The following is a 15,436-nucleotide window of genomic DNA, read 5'->3' as shown; positions in this document are numbered from 1 at the left end:
TTCACGATCCCACAGATATCCCTCAAGATAGAGAACCTTGGCATTTTTAATCAGCGTGAAATCAATATCGTTCACAGATATATCTTGTGCAGCGCCTATGTATGTGCACATTGTGCGTTCTGCATCAGGGGTGACATGGACAAGACACATGCCTGTTCCCTCACTTCTGAAAGCTTTTGGTGTATTAAAATGAACACCGATATCGAGCATGCTTTTTTCAAAGATATGACCGAGTTCGTCATATTGCACTTTGCCGATGAACGCGCCTTTACCGCCCATGGATGCGAAGGCTGCCATTGTGTTTGCGCAGGATCCGCCAGATTGTTTGATGCTTGGACCCATTTGATTGTAAAGTCTAGATGCACGTTCAGCATCGACAAGTATCATGGCGCCTTTTGGCAGGTTTTCAAGCTGAATATAGTCATCTGATATGTTTGCAATCACGTCGACGATCGCGTTGCCAATACCTGTAACATCAATTGTCTTGCTTGAGTGTGTGAACATGTCATCATACTTTCATTTTGAATGCGTTGTGATTTATCGGTTTGTATTTTGGGATCCAATTAGCTATTATACTATACAAATTCGTAATCATGGTAGTTCTTTCTGAAGGTTTTTAGATGCAAATTTTCTTGAGAAGTCTTAGTCAGCTTTTTGATTTAAAAATTCTAACAATTATTTTTAAATCAATCTTTCTTGCTGTTTTGGTCTTTATTATTTCAATTTTTCTGTTACACAGTTCATTAAAATATTTAATTGAGCTTACGACAGATAATCAGTGGTTTTCATATCTTTCATATATTGGAGATATTGGATTTTTAGGCCTTTCCGTCTTTTTATTCCCTGCTGTCTTTATCTTTGTGTCATCTTTCTATTTTCCTCAGGTGATGAATCGTGTTGAGAAGGTTTATTACCCAAGCTTAAAAGCAAATGAGAGTGCGCTGCATGTTGAATTGTGGAGCGCTTTGAAGCTATTTTTGCTTGTGTTGTTTGTCAACTTGCTTGCTTTGCCTTTCTACATTATTCCAGTGATCAATATTTTTGTTTATTTCGCCGTGAATGGCTTTTTGCTGGGGCGTGAATATTTTGAAATGGCCGCTTTGCGTTATTATGAGCCAGGTGAGATTAAGAGGCTGCATGTTTTACACCGGACGCCAAAGTTCATGTTAGGCCTGTGCTTTGCTTTTTTAGGCTGGGCGCCATTGGTGAATCTATTATCGCCTACTTTCGCGGTTTTGCTGATGTCTCATTACGTCTGTGGCATTGCAGTGAAAAAGGATAGCAATTAAGATCAAAGTTTTATATCCTTAAGAGAGAATGAGGCTGTTGCATAATAGCTCCAATCGTCACTCAGAGGGCCTTGCGTCGTAGTTTGAGCGAAGACGGAAGGCCCGTGGAGTTTCTGCTTTATCAACTTGGTCATCCTGAACTTGTTTCAGGATCTAGAGATGCTGAAATAAATTCAGCATGACGCGGTAGAGCAGATGAGATTCCACGTCACCCCTTATGGGGGTGACTCTGAATGACGGTTTTCCAAATTTCTATTTAATCTCTATTATGCAGCGGTCTTTGAAAAATCAGAAAGTTAGAGGGAGATAGACATGTTTTTTGAAACAATTGAAGAGACCTTTGAGAGTGTCTTTCGTAAAGATTGTGTCTTTATGATCATCAAGAGTTTATTTATCTCATTTTTCATCACTTTTGCCCTTATTTTTCTTTGTCAGCAAATTGTTTTCTTGGGTATGGGAATATTTTCTTTCTTTGTTCCTGGCGCTATTGCTTTTACAAGTGCCTTGTTGTTCTTGGGGCTTTTTGTATTAACAGCTGTTCCGGTTCTTTTTACGGTGTCTTTGTTCTTTCAGGCTGAAATTTATGAGACGATGCTCAAAAACGAAGGTGTTGAAAAAATTGCGCATGTTGTTCCGACGAATGAACGCTTGATGTTTTGCCTAAAATTCTTCTGTCTGTTTTTGATACTGAACGTGATTTGTTCTATACTCTATTTGATCCCCTTGATTGGTATTATTGTTTTCTATTCGCTCAATAGTTATCTGCTCATTAAGGCCTATATGCGTTTTTACAAGATGCAAGTGAGGGGTCCTGCTTTGATCGACAGAATTGAAGATACTTATGGAAGGCGCTTGTTTTTGTATGGGATTTTTTTGGTATTTGTTTTGACCATTCCTGTGATCAATTTTATTTTGCCAATCCCTCTTGGGGTTTTCATGGCGCGGGTTTTGCATAAAATGGGCAAAGCAGTTGAGGCAAATACAATGCCGCCAGTGACGCCAGCCTAGTTTTCTATCTGCGGTGATTTCGACTCTTCGTCACTTTAAGGCCAGCGAGGCCCTGATGCTTGAGAGCTTCTTGCCATGAAATGAGTTCTTCAGGGGAAAGAGCATATTTTTTGCAAGCTTCATCAACGGAAATCAAATCCCCATTAATCGCTGCTACAATTTGCGCTTTTCGAGATGATACCCACCTTTTTGTATTGGCTGGGGGCAAGTCTTTTAAGGATAAACAACTGCCATCCGGATTGAAAGGAAGCGGTTTTTGTTTGGAAGAATTCTCATCATTGCGAATGACCACAACGGGATAGTCGTTGTGATGAATTCCATGTGGTATTCTGGTTCCAAATTTCATTTTTGTCTCCCGAGAGATGACCCTTGATTGGCTATGTCATTAATTTATCAGATAATTTTTAAGAAATACCTAAGTGCTATAGTTAAAGTACATTCAATTATTTATTGCCAATATATTAATTTTACTTGACGAACATATTTGCGAGTGAGAAGATGCCTTATTGGCTGAGTGACCAATGATTATATAAAATAAATTGAGAGGAAGCAGTATGTCAGGTATAGAACCCACAAATTTAAGTCCAGTTACAAGTGAGCAGGTATTACTTGAAAGCCCTGAGGCGGCTTATGGTGTCGTTTTGATAACCACACCTCCGGCTGAAGGAGAGCGCATTGGGGATGATAGATCTTCTGTCGCCTTAAATGAAAAGCCCATAGAGAAAAGAGACGTTTCAGCCGACCTTAGCGCGGAGAATAAGAAAGCTCGATTATTAAAACAAAAAGAGATTGTCAGAACTATTACTGAGTTTTTGTGTAAAGATACATCAATGATGTCAACAACATCATTCCGAGAAGGCGTTCTCAGTCAAAAGGATCACGTTGAGGAGATTAAAAATAAACTATCGACTCCTAAGGCTATGGCAGAATTTGCAAAGTTTATCATGGAACTGGAGATTTGCGTGGATTTTCCAGGCTTTAAAATAGATGATTTTATCTCTTCTCTAGATTTGAAGGCGCTAGATGTGTTGTTGGGTGTGATGCCTGGGCGTAATGTCTATTTGGGTGCTCTTAAAAAGTGGGCTCTCTCACTTACCGTTTTTTCGACTTTAGTGCATTCGCCAAAATTTGGCGCATTTCATCGCATTCTTACGAGTGAGATTCCTATAATTCAACAATTTATCGCGAGCGATTCATTTTATGGGTTTGAGGAATTGTGGACTCTTTTTGGCGTGCCTTTATGTACAATGAATACTTCATCTCAGCAAATACCCGCTTCTGTTGCCCTTTTTCAAAAAATTGCACAGGATTTAGGCATTGAACTTTGGGCCAATGGACCTGAGTCAGTCCAATTAACAGCCCTTCATTTTTTGGGAGCGCCTTTTTTCGGTCATTTAGAGAGTGTTGGAAATTTGGGAAATATTAAAAAGCAAATCTTTGCTGCATTAACACCACCTAAGTCATCATCGGCATCTCCGCAACTGGATATGGACAAAGTCTATCCTATTTTGAAAGCTTTTCAAAATCAAGTGGCAGCCTGTCAACTCTTAGAGAATGAACCTGCTGACTGAGAGAAATAAAAAGGGGAGCTTCAAAGCTCCCTTTTTTCATGTATTTGTTGCACCCTTTGAGACTGTTCTTTATACTTGGTAAAGGTGATATGTGTTGACAGAGGGATCGAGACGAATGGTAAAACGAATAGCAGTTCTGACGAGTGGAGGCGATTGCGCAGGTCTCAATGCAGCATTGAGGGGAATTGTTCAGCGGGCAACACTCAAATATGGCTGGGAAATTATCGGAATTCTGCAAGGAACTGCGGGTCTCTTGACAACGCCGCCTTTAATTGAAAAGCTGAATCCCGCTAAAGTGGATTCAACCATTTTTAGGCAGGGCGGAACAATCTTGGGAACAACCAACAAGGGCGATCCATTTCATTACACAATGCCAGACGGATCGATCAAAGATCGCTCTGATGAGATTGTGAATGCGCTGCATGATTTAAAAATTGATGCTTTGATCGGCATTGGTGGAGATGGAAGTCTGAAGATTCTAAGTGGGCTCATGAAAAAAGCCGGGATTAATCTCATTGGCATTCCAAAAACTATTGATAATGATATTGGCCTTACGGAAAGATCGATTGGTTTTGAAACAGCGGTTGATGTGGCAACAGAGGCATTGGATCGCTTGCAGCCAACAGCTGCAAGTCATGCGCGTGTCATGGTTCTTGAAGTGATGGGCAGGGATGCAGGGCACATTGCGCTCTCAGCTGGTATTGCAGGCGGAGCAGATATTATTTTAATTCCAGAAATTCCTTTCACGCTTGATGGGATTGCCCAAAAGATTCGTGAGATCAAAAACAATGGCCGCAATTTTGCGTTGGTTGTTGTCTCTGAGGCTGTTCGGACTGTTGAGGGCCGTGAACTTATTGTTGAATATCCGAATGGTGAGCGGCGCCTTGGCGGCATTGGTCAATATATTGGCTCGCAAATTGAAAAACTCACAAAGGCAGAAACGCGGGTGATTTCTTTGGGGCATGTGCAAAGGGGTGGACCGCCCATTCCATCTGATCGCCTTTTGGCGGCGAGCTTTGGTGTGCATGCGGTTGATTGTATAGCAGAAGGCATTGAGCATCATATGGTTGCTTGGTCTGATCGTAAAATGATTCATGTCCCCATTGCCAGCGCGATTCAAAACTATCAATGTGTTGAGATGAGCAGTCCTTTATTAAAAACAGCTCTAGGGCTTGGGATTTATCTTGGCGAAGTACAGGAAGAGTAAATGATTATTATTGCAATTGATGGGCCAGCAGGCAGTGGCAAAGGAACAGTTGGGCGCAGATTGGCTCAAGAATTTGACTTTGCTTATTTGGATACAGGGCTTTTGTATCGCGGGATTGGGTATCTTTTTTTGAAAAATGGTATTGATCCGAGTTCTGATGCTGAAGTGCGCCATTACCTCGATGCCTTGTCTTTTCAAGATCTATGGGATAGTCTTCAAAATCCGATTTTGCGCACAGAAGAAGTTGGTATTGCCGCCTCAAAGGCATCAGCTTACCAGGTTGTACGCGATAGGCTTCTTGATTTGCAGCGAAATTTCGCTCATACGCCGCCGGATGATAAGCAGGGGGCGATTCTGGATGGTCGTGATATCGGTACAGTGATTTGTCCTGATGCACACCTTAAATTATTCATCACGGCTGACTTGGAGGTGAGGGCAAAACGGCGCTTTTTTGAACTGAAAGAAAAGCAACCGGATGTTGTTTATGAGGATGTATTGGCTGATATCAAAAGCCGTGATGAGCGCGATAGTAAAAGAACGCTCGCGCCCTTAAAACCTGCGGATGACGCGATTGTTTTGAACACATCACACATGTCAACCAATCAAGTTTTTGAATTTTGCATGGAAAAGGTTAGAGAACTCCAGGGATAACTATTGTTTCCATTGCTGATTACTAAAATTATCTTGACTTTTGGGTGGCTTTTCTTTAGGATAATTGGTGTTGAAAGGGTTTTTATAGGGGCCATTTCAGACTCTATTTCTTGAGGGATAGGGGTATCATTTATCTTTTATGAGGTTCAAAATGTTAAAGAAGATTGTACTATCGATCGCAACACTTTCTGTTTTAAGCATGACAGCTTGTCAGGATACAGGTCCGAAGCAAACAGTTGGCACACTCGGTGGTGCAGCTTTAGGTGGCCTTGCTGGTGCTCAGTTTGGTAAAGGAACAGGACAGCTTGTTGGCGTTGGCGTTGGCGCTTTATTAGGTGGTCTTGTTGGTGGTGAAGTTGGTCGTTCACTTGATAATGCGGATCGTGCAGCTGCAAATCGTGCAACAACACAATCATTGAATTCAGGACGCGTTGGTGATTCAATCCGTTGGAACAATCCAAATTCAGGAAATTCAGGTACCGTCAGAACAACACGCGATGGTTATGATAATGACGGCCGTTATTGTCGTGAATATCAACATAACGTCGTTGTTGGTGGTAAAACACAACAAGCTTACGGTAATGCTTGTCGTCAGCCAGATGGATCATGGCAAGTATCGAATTAAGGTGTATTCCTTGTCGCACTCTTGTCATCCCTGTTTTTGTTTTTCATCCCTGCGAAGGCAGGGATCCATTTTAAACAATGGGTTAATCTATTTTGTTGAGAGACTGTATGGACACCTGCTTTCGCAGGTGTGACAAAAAGGTAAGGTGTGACAAAGTAAGGTGTGACAAAAGTTTAGCAGAATAATTTGTCTACATAAAAAAGGAGGCCCAAGGGCCTCCTTTTTTGTATCGCAGTATCGTTTTTATTTTTGTTTACGGCTTAAAAGGCCAAGAGCCATCAGACCACCACCAAGAATAAGTCCTAGTGAAGGCTCTGGTGTTGGTGTTGGGTCTGCTTTGAGTGACGCAACCAAAATGTCATCATTGCTCTTTGATCCTGTGCCGTCACCTGTTTTGAAATTTTCAAAAATAAGCAGATAACGCTGAACACCTGTTAAGCTATAAAAGCCATTGGCAAAACCTGACCCATCGCCTACTGTTTTCGCAAGGATAGTTGGCGCTGTGTTAAAATTTACACCTGTAAAGTTTGCATCGTTAGATGTAAAGACCAGCGCACCTTCACCAAGGCCAGTGTTTCCACTTTGGTCAACGGAGCTGAATTCAATTTTCCAATTGGTCCAGTTCAAGTAGTTTGCGCCTAAATCGATGAGGATAAATTCAGAACCACTTCTGTTGTCAAGTTCAGGACCGTAACCGCCTTGAAGACCAAGACCAAGTTCGCCTGTGCCGCGATTGTTTTCAAGGATTGATCTTGTAGATGGGGCAACAACTTTATCCGTCAATCCATTGGCGGTTGAAGGGTTTGGATCATAACCACCTGTAACTGTGAGTGTGTAGAATCCTGCTGTGTCTTTATAGGCTTTGGTTGATAGATTTGTGTCAAGATTACCAGCATTAGTATTGGCACAATTCAAAGTTGCTGGTGATGTGCTTGGGCTTGCATCTGTTCCATAGAAGCACCATTGTGCTGCTTGTGATTGAGGAGCGAAGGCTAGGGTTGAGGCCAATAGACTTGCGCCGAGTAATAAAATCTTTTTCATGTTATTTTCCCTTCATTTGAAAGTTGAGTTTTATTGTTATGTAGAGAATGATTTTTTCTCGTGCTCTTCACATTGCAGGAATCGTGCCATTGCATTTATATAATAAAATCATATAGTTAATTCGATAGTGAGCTTTTGGAGGCTCTGGTTTGATAAATGTCTGAACAGTTTGTTGGGTAGGTCAACAATTATAAGCAACGAGACGACTCGCGCTTTGCCTCTGCCAGCACAGATGCCCAGTCTTTGTATTGTTCCTGGCGCAAGAGAGTCATGGTTGGATACCATTTTGTTTGATCACCAGACTCAAACCATCGCCAATCATTGTCAAGAGCCAGAAGCACAATAACTCTTTTCCCAAGAGCCCCAGCCAAATGAGCTGTTGCGGTATCAACAGTAATTACCAGATCTAAGTTCATAATAAAAGCAGCTGAATCGTTAAAGTTGTGTAGCTGAGGTGTCATATCAATCACAGGACTTCCCCTCAAAAGATCAGTGAGGGCTGCGCGATTCTCTGGTTCAGGCATATGGAGATTAAAGAGGTGAAGGCTTTCATTGTGATTAAAGATTGTCATAAAGGTCTCAAAAGGAATCGAGCGATTGCGATCATTTTTATGCATGATATTGCCTTGCCAATTGATCCCGATTCTTGGTTTTTTATAGGCTTGAAGCTTTTCTTTCCAATGACTGATGCGTTCAGTTGAAGGTTTCAGATAGGCCCTTGGCCATGCTATTGTTGTGAAAGAAAAATTGAGATTTGGCAAAAGATCAAGAAGAGGGGCCTGATAATCAAAGGAGAGATTTTTGGTTTCAGATAGATCAGTCATCCAGTGTAAAGAGGGATGTGTAATGCTCTGTTTAAAAAGAGGGATGAGTGATTCATACATAAAGCAGTGGAGGGTGCAGTTCCACTTCGCAAGGACAGTTTGAAGCAGAGGGATAAAGTTGATCATATCGCCAATGCCTTGTTCAAGATAGATAAAGAGCTTTTTGTTGCTGAGATCTTGCCCTGTCCAATGAGGGATATGTTTGACCTGTTCAGATATCTTTGATTTTCCGTAGACTTTGCGTCTAGACCGATAGAAATGAAATCCGCTTCTCATTTTTTGCTGATTCAGAAGGGCGAGTGAGAGATTTGTTTCAAGATAAGGATTATTTGGATAAACGCGGAGGGCACGAATGTATGATTTTGTGCCTTCTTTTATGCGCCCTTGCTTATTGTATATTGAGGCAAGGGTGAGATGTGCATTGATGAAGTATGGGTATTTCCTAAGAAGGGACAAGCAAAGGTCTTCTGCTTGTTTAAATTGACGAATATCAGTGAGATAATTAATTTCATAAGTCAGAACTGAATCATTGTCAGGATGTTGCTTTTTGATCATTTGAATCGTGCTATGGAGTTTATCCAGTTGATTTGTTTCAGAGTAAAGTTCACATAAGCCTAGAAGTGTTTTGATATATTCGGGTTTGAGGGATAGGGCTGCTTGAAACATTGCTTCTGCTGTTTTAAAATTTTTATAAACCAGTGCGCCTATGCCCAGGTTATAGATATAGATTGGATTGGTTGGATCCTTTTGAAGAGCCGCAAAAAGGTAATTGATCCCTGTTTTAAAATCACCTGTTCTTTTGCCGTCAGCAATATAGGCAATTCCAAGATGTTCAAAGGACTCTGCATCGTTTGGATCTTCATCAATTTTTTTGTGCAAATATTCTTTTGCCTCATCGCTGTACAAATCCATTTTGGGCTGATGTCCAAATGAAAATTGATGGATTATGTCTTGGTTTTCCAGCTGAGTAAGAGGCTGATTTTCTTGAGGGTTTTGCAATTTGGTTTTCCGCTGATTCTGTTCATTCATAGAATAGCTCATTTAACTTGGTTTCAAAATGTAAAAATACTTTCCTTTTGTCAAAAAATCAGAAAGACTGTGAGCGTGATGATAGAAAGTGTAAGGTTGAATGAAATGATGAAGTGGTTGTTGAGTGTTTGTATTTATTTGGTATTGTCTGTTTCTAGTGCTTATGGTGAGAGTTATTCTGAAGAAATTGATGATTTGCCGATTATGGCTGGCTATGAGATTTTAGATCAAGAGACTGTTTATTTTGATAAGCCTGATGGGCGCATTATTGTGCTGATGGCTTTCCATCCTCAAGGTAAATTATCAGAAGATGTACAAGGATTTTATAAAAAATCTCTGCCTCAATTGGGATGGCAACTTCAGAAATCAGGTTATTTCCAGCGCGGTAAAGAATTATTGAAAATAGAGCCTTTGGTCAAAGAAGATGGTCACTATATTCGCTTTACCTTAATGCCGATAGAGAAAAATTAAGTAGTGAAGGATAGATAGCAATGCTTATACAAAGCGCCGTTGATTTTCCAGTTTCGTTCTGTCTCTAAGAAAGTCCTGCCATTTTTATAGATATTCTTCCATGAGGCTTGTTCAGCAATGACCTGGTGAAGAGTTACAACAAAATTATCTATATCATCGGCTTTGAAAAGATACCCTGTCTTTGCATTGACAATAAGTTCTTGATGACCACCAACATCAGAGGCAACAACAATCTTATCATAAAGCATTGCCTCAAGAGGTTTAAGAGGCGTGACAAGATCTGTTAGTCTCATTTTTTTCCTTGGGAAAATCATGATGTCAATTTTCTTATATATGTTATTCACTTCAGCGTTTGGAACTTTTCCCAGAAATTGCACGTTATTTTCTAACTTTAAGAAACGACATAAGTCTTTCATTCTATGTTCTTCGGGTCCGCCTCCAGCAAGAATTAGAGTTGCATTGTGATTTGTTTCAGTCAAAAATTTCTGAAAGGCGTATAAGGCGATATCAAGTCCTTCATAAGCATAGAATGACCCAATAAAGCCAAAGGTAATATGATCAATTTGAGTTTTTTTCGGCGCATGTGCCTCTAATAGTTCAGTCATGCTGACAGCGTTTGGTATGATTTGTATTTTTGATTCAGGGATCTTGCGGGCTATAAGATCGTCTTTTAATCCCTGTGAGATTGGAAAGATGATATCTGCAAACTGAATCAGGTATGTTTCTATTTTTTGATAACAGGTGTAAAGGAAGCTATTTTCTGTGAGTGTGCCATGATCGACAGCTGCATCTTCCCAAAAAGCCCGAATTTCATAACAAACAGGAATTTTGTAAAGATGTTTGATCAGAACAGCTGGAGCAAGATTCAAGAAAGGGGAGTGAGCGTGAATGAGATCAGGTTTTTCAGTTTTTACTAATTGACGTAGCTTGAAAAAAAGATTCACCATGATAAAGATGTTTGATAAAAGAGGGGTTTTATATAGAAATGGGAACCTGGTACGACATCTATGAAAGGTCAGATCATCTGCTTTTTCAGATTCAGGAGGGCTCATAACGCCAGTCGACATATTGTGCTTCATTGACGTGACAGCGACAGTCGATATGTTTTCGGCTTTTTGAGCAAGGAGGATATTTTTAGAACGGAAGCTGTATCCGCTGTAAAGCGGTAATGAATGGTCGAAGATGTGTACAATTTTCATTTTGTTGTTTTCATTAAAAGATAATTCGAGTAATTTAAAGTATAAAGCATGTCTTTCTAAAAAACATCAATTTAAAAAGAAGATCAATGAGAATATTGACAGTTCTTGGAACAAGACCAGAGGCCATTAAACTTGCTCCTCTCATTCATTTGTTGAAAAAGCAGAGCAATATTGAGAATATTGTCTGTTCAACAGGTCAACATAAGGAAATGCTTCAACAAGTCTTTGATGTTTTTGATTTGCGTCCAGATATTCATCTTGATTTGATGACGCCAAATCAATCACTTGAAGACTTAACAAGTAAGGCCTTATTATCTCTTTCTGCCGTCTGTCGAGAACAAGCTCCAGATCTTATACTTGTGCAGGGAGATACAACAACAGCCTTTATTGCGTCTCTTGCAGGATTTTATCAGAAGATTAAAATTGGTCATATTGAAGCAGGGCTTAGAACTGGTCATAAATATTCTCCCTTTCCCGAAGAAGTGAATAGAGCTTTGATTTCAAAAGTTGCAGACTATCATTTTGCTCCGACAAAAAGATCAGCTGAAAATCTGTATCGCGAAGATACAGATAAATCTTCTGTTTTTATAACGGGCAATACAGTGATTGATGCTCTTTTGTATACAAAGGCAAAAATTAAGAATGATAAAGAGTTAAGGGCTCAATTATCAGGCCAGTTTTCCTTTTTGGATCCTACCAAAAAATTAATTTTGGTCACAGGGCATCGGCGTGAAAATTTTGATGAAGGGCTCGGGAATTTATGTGAGGCGCTGCTTTATTTGTCTCGGGTGCGAGAAGATATACAAATCGTCTATCCGGTCCATTTAAATCCAAATGTTCAAGGGCCTGTTTATACAAACTTGAAAGATAAGCAGAATATTTTTCTGATTTCGCCTCAAAATTATGTACCGTTTTTATATTTGATGATGCAATCATATTTTATCATTTCGGATTCGGGCGGCATACAAGAAGAAACACCCACTCTACAAAAGCCGCTTTTAATCACGCGTGATACAACAGAAAGACCTGAGGTTTTAGAAGCCAATTGTGCCCGTTTGGTTGGACGTGATAAAGAAAAACTGATTTCAGAAGCGCTGCATTTACTGGACAGTAATGAATATTATGTAAGCTTAAAGACAGATAAAAACCCATTTGGTGATGGAACGTCTTCGCAGAAAATTCTAAAAATTATTGATGATAAAGGATCGAGTAAATGAATGGTATTCACAACATTACAGTCATAGGACTTGGTTATATTGGGCTTCCGACCGCTATTATCTTTGCAAATGCAGGGGTTGAAGTTTTTGGATTTGATGTGAATGAACAGGTCCAAAACACTTTGAAGAAGGGGTTACCTCACATTGTTGAGCCAAACTTAGATCAGCTTCTGAAAGATGTGATTAGAAGTAAAAAATTACAGATAACTTCTGAGATCAAAGAGTCAGATGTTTTCTTAATTGCAGTCCCAACACCTTTTAAAATTGAGAAAGGGACAGCAAAAGTGCCTGATTTGTCTTATATTAAAAGTGCTGTTGAGATGCTGGCGCCTGTGTTGAAAAAGAATAATCTGATCATCCTGGAATCTACCTCTCCCATAGGAACAACTGAGCTGATTTCAGAATGGCTCGCTGAGCTAAGGCCTGATCTTACCTTTCCTCATTTACAGGGCGAGCTTTCAGATATACGGATCGCGCATTGTCCAGAGCGTGTGTTGCCTGGAAAAATTTTTGAAGAACTGATCTACAATACGCGGATCGTGGGTGGAATTACGCGCAAATGTGCTCAATTGGCTGCTAATTTTTACAAAATTGTTGTCAAGGGAGAATGTCATACAACAAATGCTCGCACGGCAGAGCTTGTGAAGCTCACTGAAAATGCATTCAGGGATGTTAATATTGCTTTTGCCAATGAGCTTTCTATGATTTGTGATAAAGATAAAATCAACATATGGGAATTGATTCGATTGGCAAACTTACATCCGCGCGTGAATATTCTATCGCCTGGGCCAGGTGTTGGAGGACATTGTATTGCAGTTGATCCTTGGTTCATTGTGCATGGAAATCCAAAAGAAGCCCAGCTCATTAAAAAAGCAAGAGAAGTGAATGATCATAAGCCCCACTATATTTTGAAAAAAATTGAAGAAAAGGCAAAAACCTTAAAGTCTCCAGTGATTGCTTGCTTGGGTCTGACTTATAAAAAGGATGTTGATGACATTCGTGAGAGTCCGGCACTTGATATTGTTGAAAATCTCTCACAAAAGCGCTTAGGCAAGATTCTTGTCGTTGAGCCTTATCTCAATAAGATCCCAGATCACTTGCACAATTTGAGCTTAAAGTTAAGCGATTTTGATCAAGCAATTGAGGCTGCAAATATTGTTGTGTTGCTTGTTGATCATTCAGCTTTCCAATATATTGATCGTGAGACTTTGAATGGCAAATTCGTGATTGATACGCGCGGCATGTGGTCATAAATGAAAAAGATCATCTTTGTTTGCACGGGAAATATTTGCAGATCGCCCACAGCGCAAGGTGTGTTTGAAAAAATGTCCCGCGATGATCCCGCAATGCAAAATTGGGTCGCGGAATCACGGGGTACTTTTGGGTCATTTATTGGCTCGTCTCCGCATCCTGAGACCATGCGCGTTGCTGCTGAAAAAGGATATGACCTTTCGCACATTCGCTCAGAGCAATTGTCACTCAAAGATTTTGAGGAGGCTGACTATCTCTATGCCATGTCGGTTGAGCATTTTGATTTTATGAAATCATTGGCGCCCTCTCAGTATCATAAAAAAATTCGGCTCTTTATGGATTATATGCCCAAAGTGGCTGGTCTTGAACGTAATAAGGATACGCCAGATCCTCTCGGTGAGGGATTGCGGAGTCATCAATTGGTTCTAAAGCTTATTGAAATGACAGTGCCAGAGATTATAGCTTCTCTCAAACTATCAGCCAAAAAGTGAGATTATGTAAAAAAACACTTTTGTTTGTAACACAAAGTGTTTATACTCGAACTTAAAGGTTAAAGGGGTGAGTTTTGGATATTCACCTTAACGGTAGAATCAATAAGAACGTAAGAAAACCTTATGTTTTGCATGAGAAGGAGTATGATTATGCAAGAAACATCTTCAATATTATCAAAAAGAATTCGCAGAACAACACGGAATGCTGACCTAGATCAGGGTGTATTGCCAGGTCTGCTCGGTTATAATCTCCGTAAAGCACAGCTTGCTGTGTTTCAAAGTTTCCAGAACGCGATTGCGCCTTATGATGTATCACCTGGTCAATTTGGTATCTTGGTTTTGATCAGTGAAAACCCAGGCCTTAGCCAATCAGAACTTGGTAATGCAATGGGCATTGACCGTTCAACCATGGTTGCTGTGATTGACCGTCTTGAAACACGTAAATTTGTGATGCGCCAAGGATCGCCCTATGACCGTCGTTCATATGCGCTTCAGCTCACACCAGAAGGACAAGAATTGGTTTCAAAATTAGTGCCTTTGGTCAAACAGCATGAAGACAGCATCGCAAGCGAATTGTCAAAGACAGAATTGAATCAATTGATTGATATGCTCGCGCGTATTGCACTGAATGTAAGGTAATGCCGAATGAGACCCTAGCGAAAATCATAATACGAAAGAAGCTATGATCAGATTCCGTCACTCAGAGCCCTCCTAAAAAGGAGGGCGTGGAGTCTCTAGGATATAACTAATAAGTACAGTTTATATGGATAGTTAGCAGAGATTCCACGCCACCTCCTTAAGAGGTGGCTCTGAATGACGGTACTCAATTATCTTACAATGGTGAGGAGCGACAGGTCGCGGGTGTGACAAGTAGGAAAAGGGTTGTGACAAGTAGGAAAACATGACGCGTTGATGAGCTTTTTTATGAGATTCCCAAACAAAAAAACCCCGCCTTTCGCGGGGTTTTTAGCTTATAATCAGTCCTATTGTTTGCGACGAAGAATCGCAAGTCCTGCCAATGAAAGGCCGAGCAGAGCAACGATACCTGGTTCAGGTGTCGTAACGTTACCGCCACAACTTGACTCGTTTGGATTGCACTCTCTCCCAACAGGTGTATATTCAATACCCTCAACATCGTTTTCAAATCTGAATTGAAGGTTATAAAGAGAGGCATCTTCTGCAAATATGTACATGTAAGGTAGAACGGTATTAGTCGAGAGTGAGATAACATTGTAAGGTGCACCAGGGTCATTTACATCATAGACTGTCATGGTGCCAAGACCATCAGCATCATCAATGAGATCATCCCCAATGAATAGGTCAGTTGAGGAAAATGCAATAAGTGCAGTAGCTCCACCAGCATCTGGTCCATTAAAGCTAAGTGTGAATCTAGGTGTATTAAAAGCATTATAATTTATCAATAGTTCACTTAAATCTAGGTAGTGTCGACATTCACTTTAGCCACAAATAAATAGCAGATAGAAGAACAAAAGCCATATAAGAGACCGCCAATTTGTCATATCGCGTTGCTACTCTTCTGAAATGCTTCATTTTATTAAACA

18 protein-coding genes are annotated in these 15,436 nt (G+C 40.3%); 11 read left to right on the top strand and 7 right to left on the bottom strand.

All coding sequences use genetic code 11. From position 1 onward, the window contains the following. On the bottom strand, nucleotides 1-504 hold a 504-nt coding region (locus KBF71_07535; GenBank protein ID MBP9878163.1), incomplete at its 3' end, for an adenosine kinase. Nucleotides 505-620: 116 nt separating this feature from the next. Between KBF71_07535 and KBF71_07530 the strand changes: the two genes are divergently transcribed. Then, entirely contained in the window at nucleotides 621-1,289 is a 669-nt protein-coding gene (locus KBF71_07530) for an EI24 domain-containing protein (protein MBP9878162.1), read from the top strand. Nucleotides 1,290-1,601: 312 nt separating this feature from the next. After that, entirely contained in the window at nucleotides 1,602-2,297 is a 696-nt protein-coding gene (locus tag KBF71_07525; GenBank protein ID MBP9878161.1) for an EI24 domain-containing protein, read from the top strand. A 4-nt stretch (nucleotides 2,298-2,301) separates the two neighbouring features. Here KBF71_07525 and KBF71_07520 read toward each other — a convergent pair whose 3' ends face one another. Then, nucleotides 2,302-2,643, bottom strand: coding sequence for a DUF1153 domain-containing protein (locus KBF71_07520; GenBank protein MBP9878160.1), 342 nt, complete (start codon nucleotides 2,641-2,643; stop codon nucleotides 2,302-2,304). A 208-nt stretch (nucleotides 2,644-2,851) separates the two neighbouring features. Here KBF71_07520 and KBF71_07515 point away from each other — a divergent pair, with 208 nt between their 5' ends. The 4 genes from KBF71_07515 to KBF71_07500 all read left to right on the top strand — a co-directional run bounded on the left by KBF71_07515 (nucleotide 2,852) and on the right by KBF71_07500 (nucleotide 6,351). Then, nucleotides 2,852-3,868 (top strand): hypothetical protein, encoded by a 1,017-nt coding sequence (locus KBF71_07515; GenBank protein MBP9878159.1) that lies wholly within the window; start codon nucleotides 2,852-2,854, stop codon nucleotides 3,866-3,868. Between the two features lie 115 nt (nucleotides 3,869-3,983). Beyond that, on the top strand, nucleotides 3,984-5,075 hold the full coding sequence (locus KBF71_07510; GenBank protein ID MBP9878158.1) for an ATP-dependent 6-phosphofructokinase: 1,092 nt from the start codon (nucleotides 3,984-3,986) through the stop codon (nucleotides 5,073-5,075). Between the two features lie 3 nt (nucleotides 5,076-5,078). Next, nucleotides 5,079-5,726: a (d)CMP kinase gene (locus tag KBF71_07505; GenBank protein ID MBP9878157.1), complete on the top strand. Its 648-nt coding sequence runs from the start codon at nucleotides 5,079-5,081 to the stop codon at nucleotides 5,724-5,726. A gap of 139 nt (nucleotides 5,727-5,865) precedes the next feature. Further along, nucleotides 5,866-6,351 carry a glycine zipper 2TM domain-containing protein gene (locus KBF71_07500; GenBank protein ID MBP9878156.1) on the top strand — a complete coding sequence of 162 codons (486 nt, stop codon included), beginning with the start codon at nucleotides 5,866-5,868 and terminating at the stop codon, nucleotides 6,349-6,351. Nucleotides 6,352-6,594: 243 nt separating this feature from the next. Here KBF71_07500 and KBF71_07495 read toward each other — a convergent pair whose 3' ends face one another. Both KBF71_07495 and KBF71_07490 read right to left on the bottom strand, forming a co-directional pair. Continuing rightward, a complete protein-coding gene (locus KBF71_07495) occupies nucleotides 6,595-7,392 on the bottom strand; it encodes a hypothetical protein (GenBank protein ID MBP9878155.1) in 798 nt (265 codons plus the stop codon). A 188-nt stretch (nucleotides 7,393-7,580) separates the two neighbouring features. After that, nucleotides 7,581-9,245 (bottom strand): hypothetical protein, encoded by a 1,665-nt coding sequence (locus tag KBF71_07490; protein MBP9878154.1) that lies wholly within the window; start codon nucleotides 9,243-9,245, stop codon nucleotides 7,581-7,583. A 105-nt stretch (nucleotides 9,246-9,350) separates the two neighbouring features. On the opposite strand from KBF71_07490, the gene KBF71_07485 reads away from it, so the two are divergent. Further along, the gene (locus KBF71_07485) at nucleotides 9,351-9,716 is read left to right on the top strand and encodes a hypothetical protein (protein ID MBP9878153.1); all 366 of its coding nucleotides are present in this window, start codon (nucleotides 9,351-9,353) and stop codon (nucleotides 9,714-9,716) included. Here KBF71_07485 and KBF71_07480 read toward each other — a convergent pair. Continuing rightward, on the bottom strand, nucleotides 9,713-10,915 hold the full coding sequence (locus KBF71_07480; GenBank protein MBP9878152.1) for a glycosyltransferase: 1,203 nt from the start codon (nucleotides 10,913-10,915) through the stop codon (nucleotides 9,713-9,715). The two genes, KBF71_07485 and KBF71_07480, sit on opposite strands and share 4 nt — an antisense overlap. Before the next feature lie 86 nt (nucleotides 10,916-11,001). On the opposite strand from KBF71_07480, the gene wecB reads away from it, so the two are divergent. The 4 genes from wecB (at nucleotide 11,002) to KBF71_07460 (ending at nucleotide 14,513) form a co-directional block, all read left to right on the top strand. Beyond that, entirely contained in the window at nucleotides 11,002-12,132 is a 1,131-nt protein-coding gene (wecB, locus tag KBF71_07475; protein MBP9878151.1) for a UDP-N-acetylglucosamine 2-epimerase (non-hydrolyzing), read from the top strand. Next, the gene (gene wecC / locus KBF71_07470; GenBank protein ID MBP9878150.1) at nucleotides 12,129-13,385 is read left to right on the top strand and encodes a UDP-N-acetyl-D-mannosamine dehydrogenase; all 1,257 of its coding nucleotides are present in this window, start codon (nucleotides 12,129-12,131) and stop codon (nucleotides 13,383-13,385) included. The genes wecB and wecC overlap by 4 nt, the downstream gene beginning before the upstream one ends. Further along, a complete protein-coding gene (locus KBF71_07465; protein MBP9878149.1) occupies nucleotides 13,386-13,874 on the top strand; it encodes a low molecular weight phosphotyrosine protein phosphatase in 489 nt (162 codons plus the stop codon). 144 nt (nucleotides 13,875-14,018) lie between these two features. Then, nucleotides 14,019-14,513 carry a MarR family transcriptional regulator gene (locus KBF71_07460; GenBank protein MBP9878148.1) on the top strand — a complete coding sequence of 165 codons (495 nt, stop codon included), beginning with the start codon at nucleotides 14,019-14,021 and terminating at the stop codon, nucleotides 14,511-14,513. A gap of 344 nt (nucleotides 14,514-14,857) precedes the next feature. Here KBF71_07460 and KBF71_07455 read toward each other — a convergent pair whose 3' ends face one another. Then, nucleotides 14,858-15,295: a PEP-CTERM sorting domain-containing protein gene (locus tag KBF71_07455; protein MBP9878147.1), complete on the bottom strand. Its 438-nt coding sequence runs from the start codon at nucleotides 15,293-15,295 to the stop codon at nucleotides 14,858-14,860. A 31-nt stretch (nucleotides 15,296-15,326) separates the two neighbouring features. Next, nucleotides 15,327-15,436 (bottom strand): transposase (locus KBF71_07450; GenBank protein ID MBP9878146.1); only part of this gene is annotated, 110 nt, incomplete at its 5' end.

This window comes from Alphaproteobacteria bacterium, assembly GCA_018063245.1.
Classification (GTDB): domain Bacteria; phylum Pseudomonadota; class Alphaproteobacteria; order JAGPBS01; family JAGPBS01; genus JAGPBS01.
Note: the sequence above shows the minus strand (reverse complement) of the source record. Positions and strands in the feature narration are given on the sequence as shown.

Coding starts and splice junctions, on each gene's coding strand:
- KBF71_07530 (MBP9878162.1), top strand. CDS start 621: ATGCAAATTTTCTTGAGAAGTCTTAGTCAGCTTTTTGATTTAAAAATT.
- KBF71_07525 (MBP9878161.1), top strand. CDS start 1,602: ATGTTTTTTGAAACAATTGAAGAGACCTTTGAGAGTGTCTTTCGTAAA.
- KBF71_07520 (MBP9878160.1), bottom strand. CDS start 2,643: ATGAAATTTGGAACCAGAATACCACATGGAATTCATCACAACGACTAT.
- KBF71_07515 (MBP9878159.1), top strand. CDS start 2,852: ATGTCAGGTATAGAACCCACAAATTTAAGTCCAGTTACAAGTGAGCAG.
- KBF71_07510 (MBP9878158.1), top strand. CDS start 3,984: ATGGTAAAACGAATAGCAGTTCTGACGAGTGGAGGCGATTGCGCAGGT.
- KBF71_07500 (MBP9878156.1), top strand. CDS start 5,866: ATGAGGTTCAAAATGTTAAAGAAGATTGTACTATCGATCGCAACACTT.
- KBF71_07495 (MBP9878155.1), bottom strand. CDS start 7,392: ATGAAAAAGATTTTATTACTCGGCGCAAGTCTATTGGCCTCAACCCTA.
- KBF71_07490 (MBP9878154.1), bottom strand. CDS start 9,245: ATGAATGAACAGAATCAGCGGAAAACCAAATTGCAAAACCCTCAAGAA.
- KBF71_07485 (MBP9878153.1), top strand. CDS start 9,351: ATGATGAAGTGGTTGTTGAGTGTTTGTATTTATTTGGTATTGTCTGTT.
- KBF71_07480 (MBP9878152.1), bottom strand. CDS start 10,915: ATGAAAATTGTACACATCTTCGACCATTCATTACCGCTTTACAGCGGA.
- wecB (MBP9878151.1), top strand. CDS start 11,002: ATGAGAATATTGACAGTTCTTGGAACAAGACCAGAGGCCATTAAACTT.
- wecC (MBP9878150.1), top strand. CDS start 12,129: ATGAATGGTATTCACAACATTACAGTCATAGGACTTGGTTATATTGGG.
- KBF71_07465 (MBP9878149.1), top strand. CDS start 13,386: ATGAAAAAGATCATCTTTGTTTGCACGGGAAATATTTGCAGATCGCCC.
- KBF71_07460 (MBP9878148.1), top strand. CDS start 14,019: ATGATTATGCAAGAAACATCTTCAATATTATCAAAAAGAATTCGCAGA.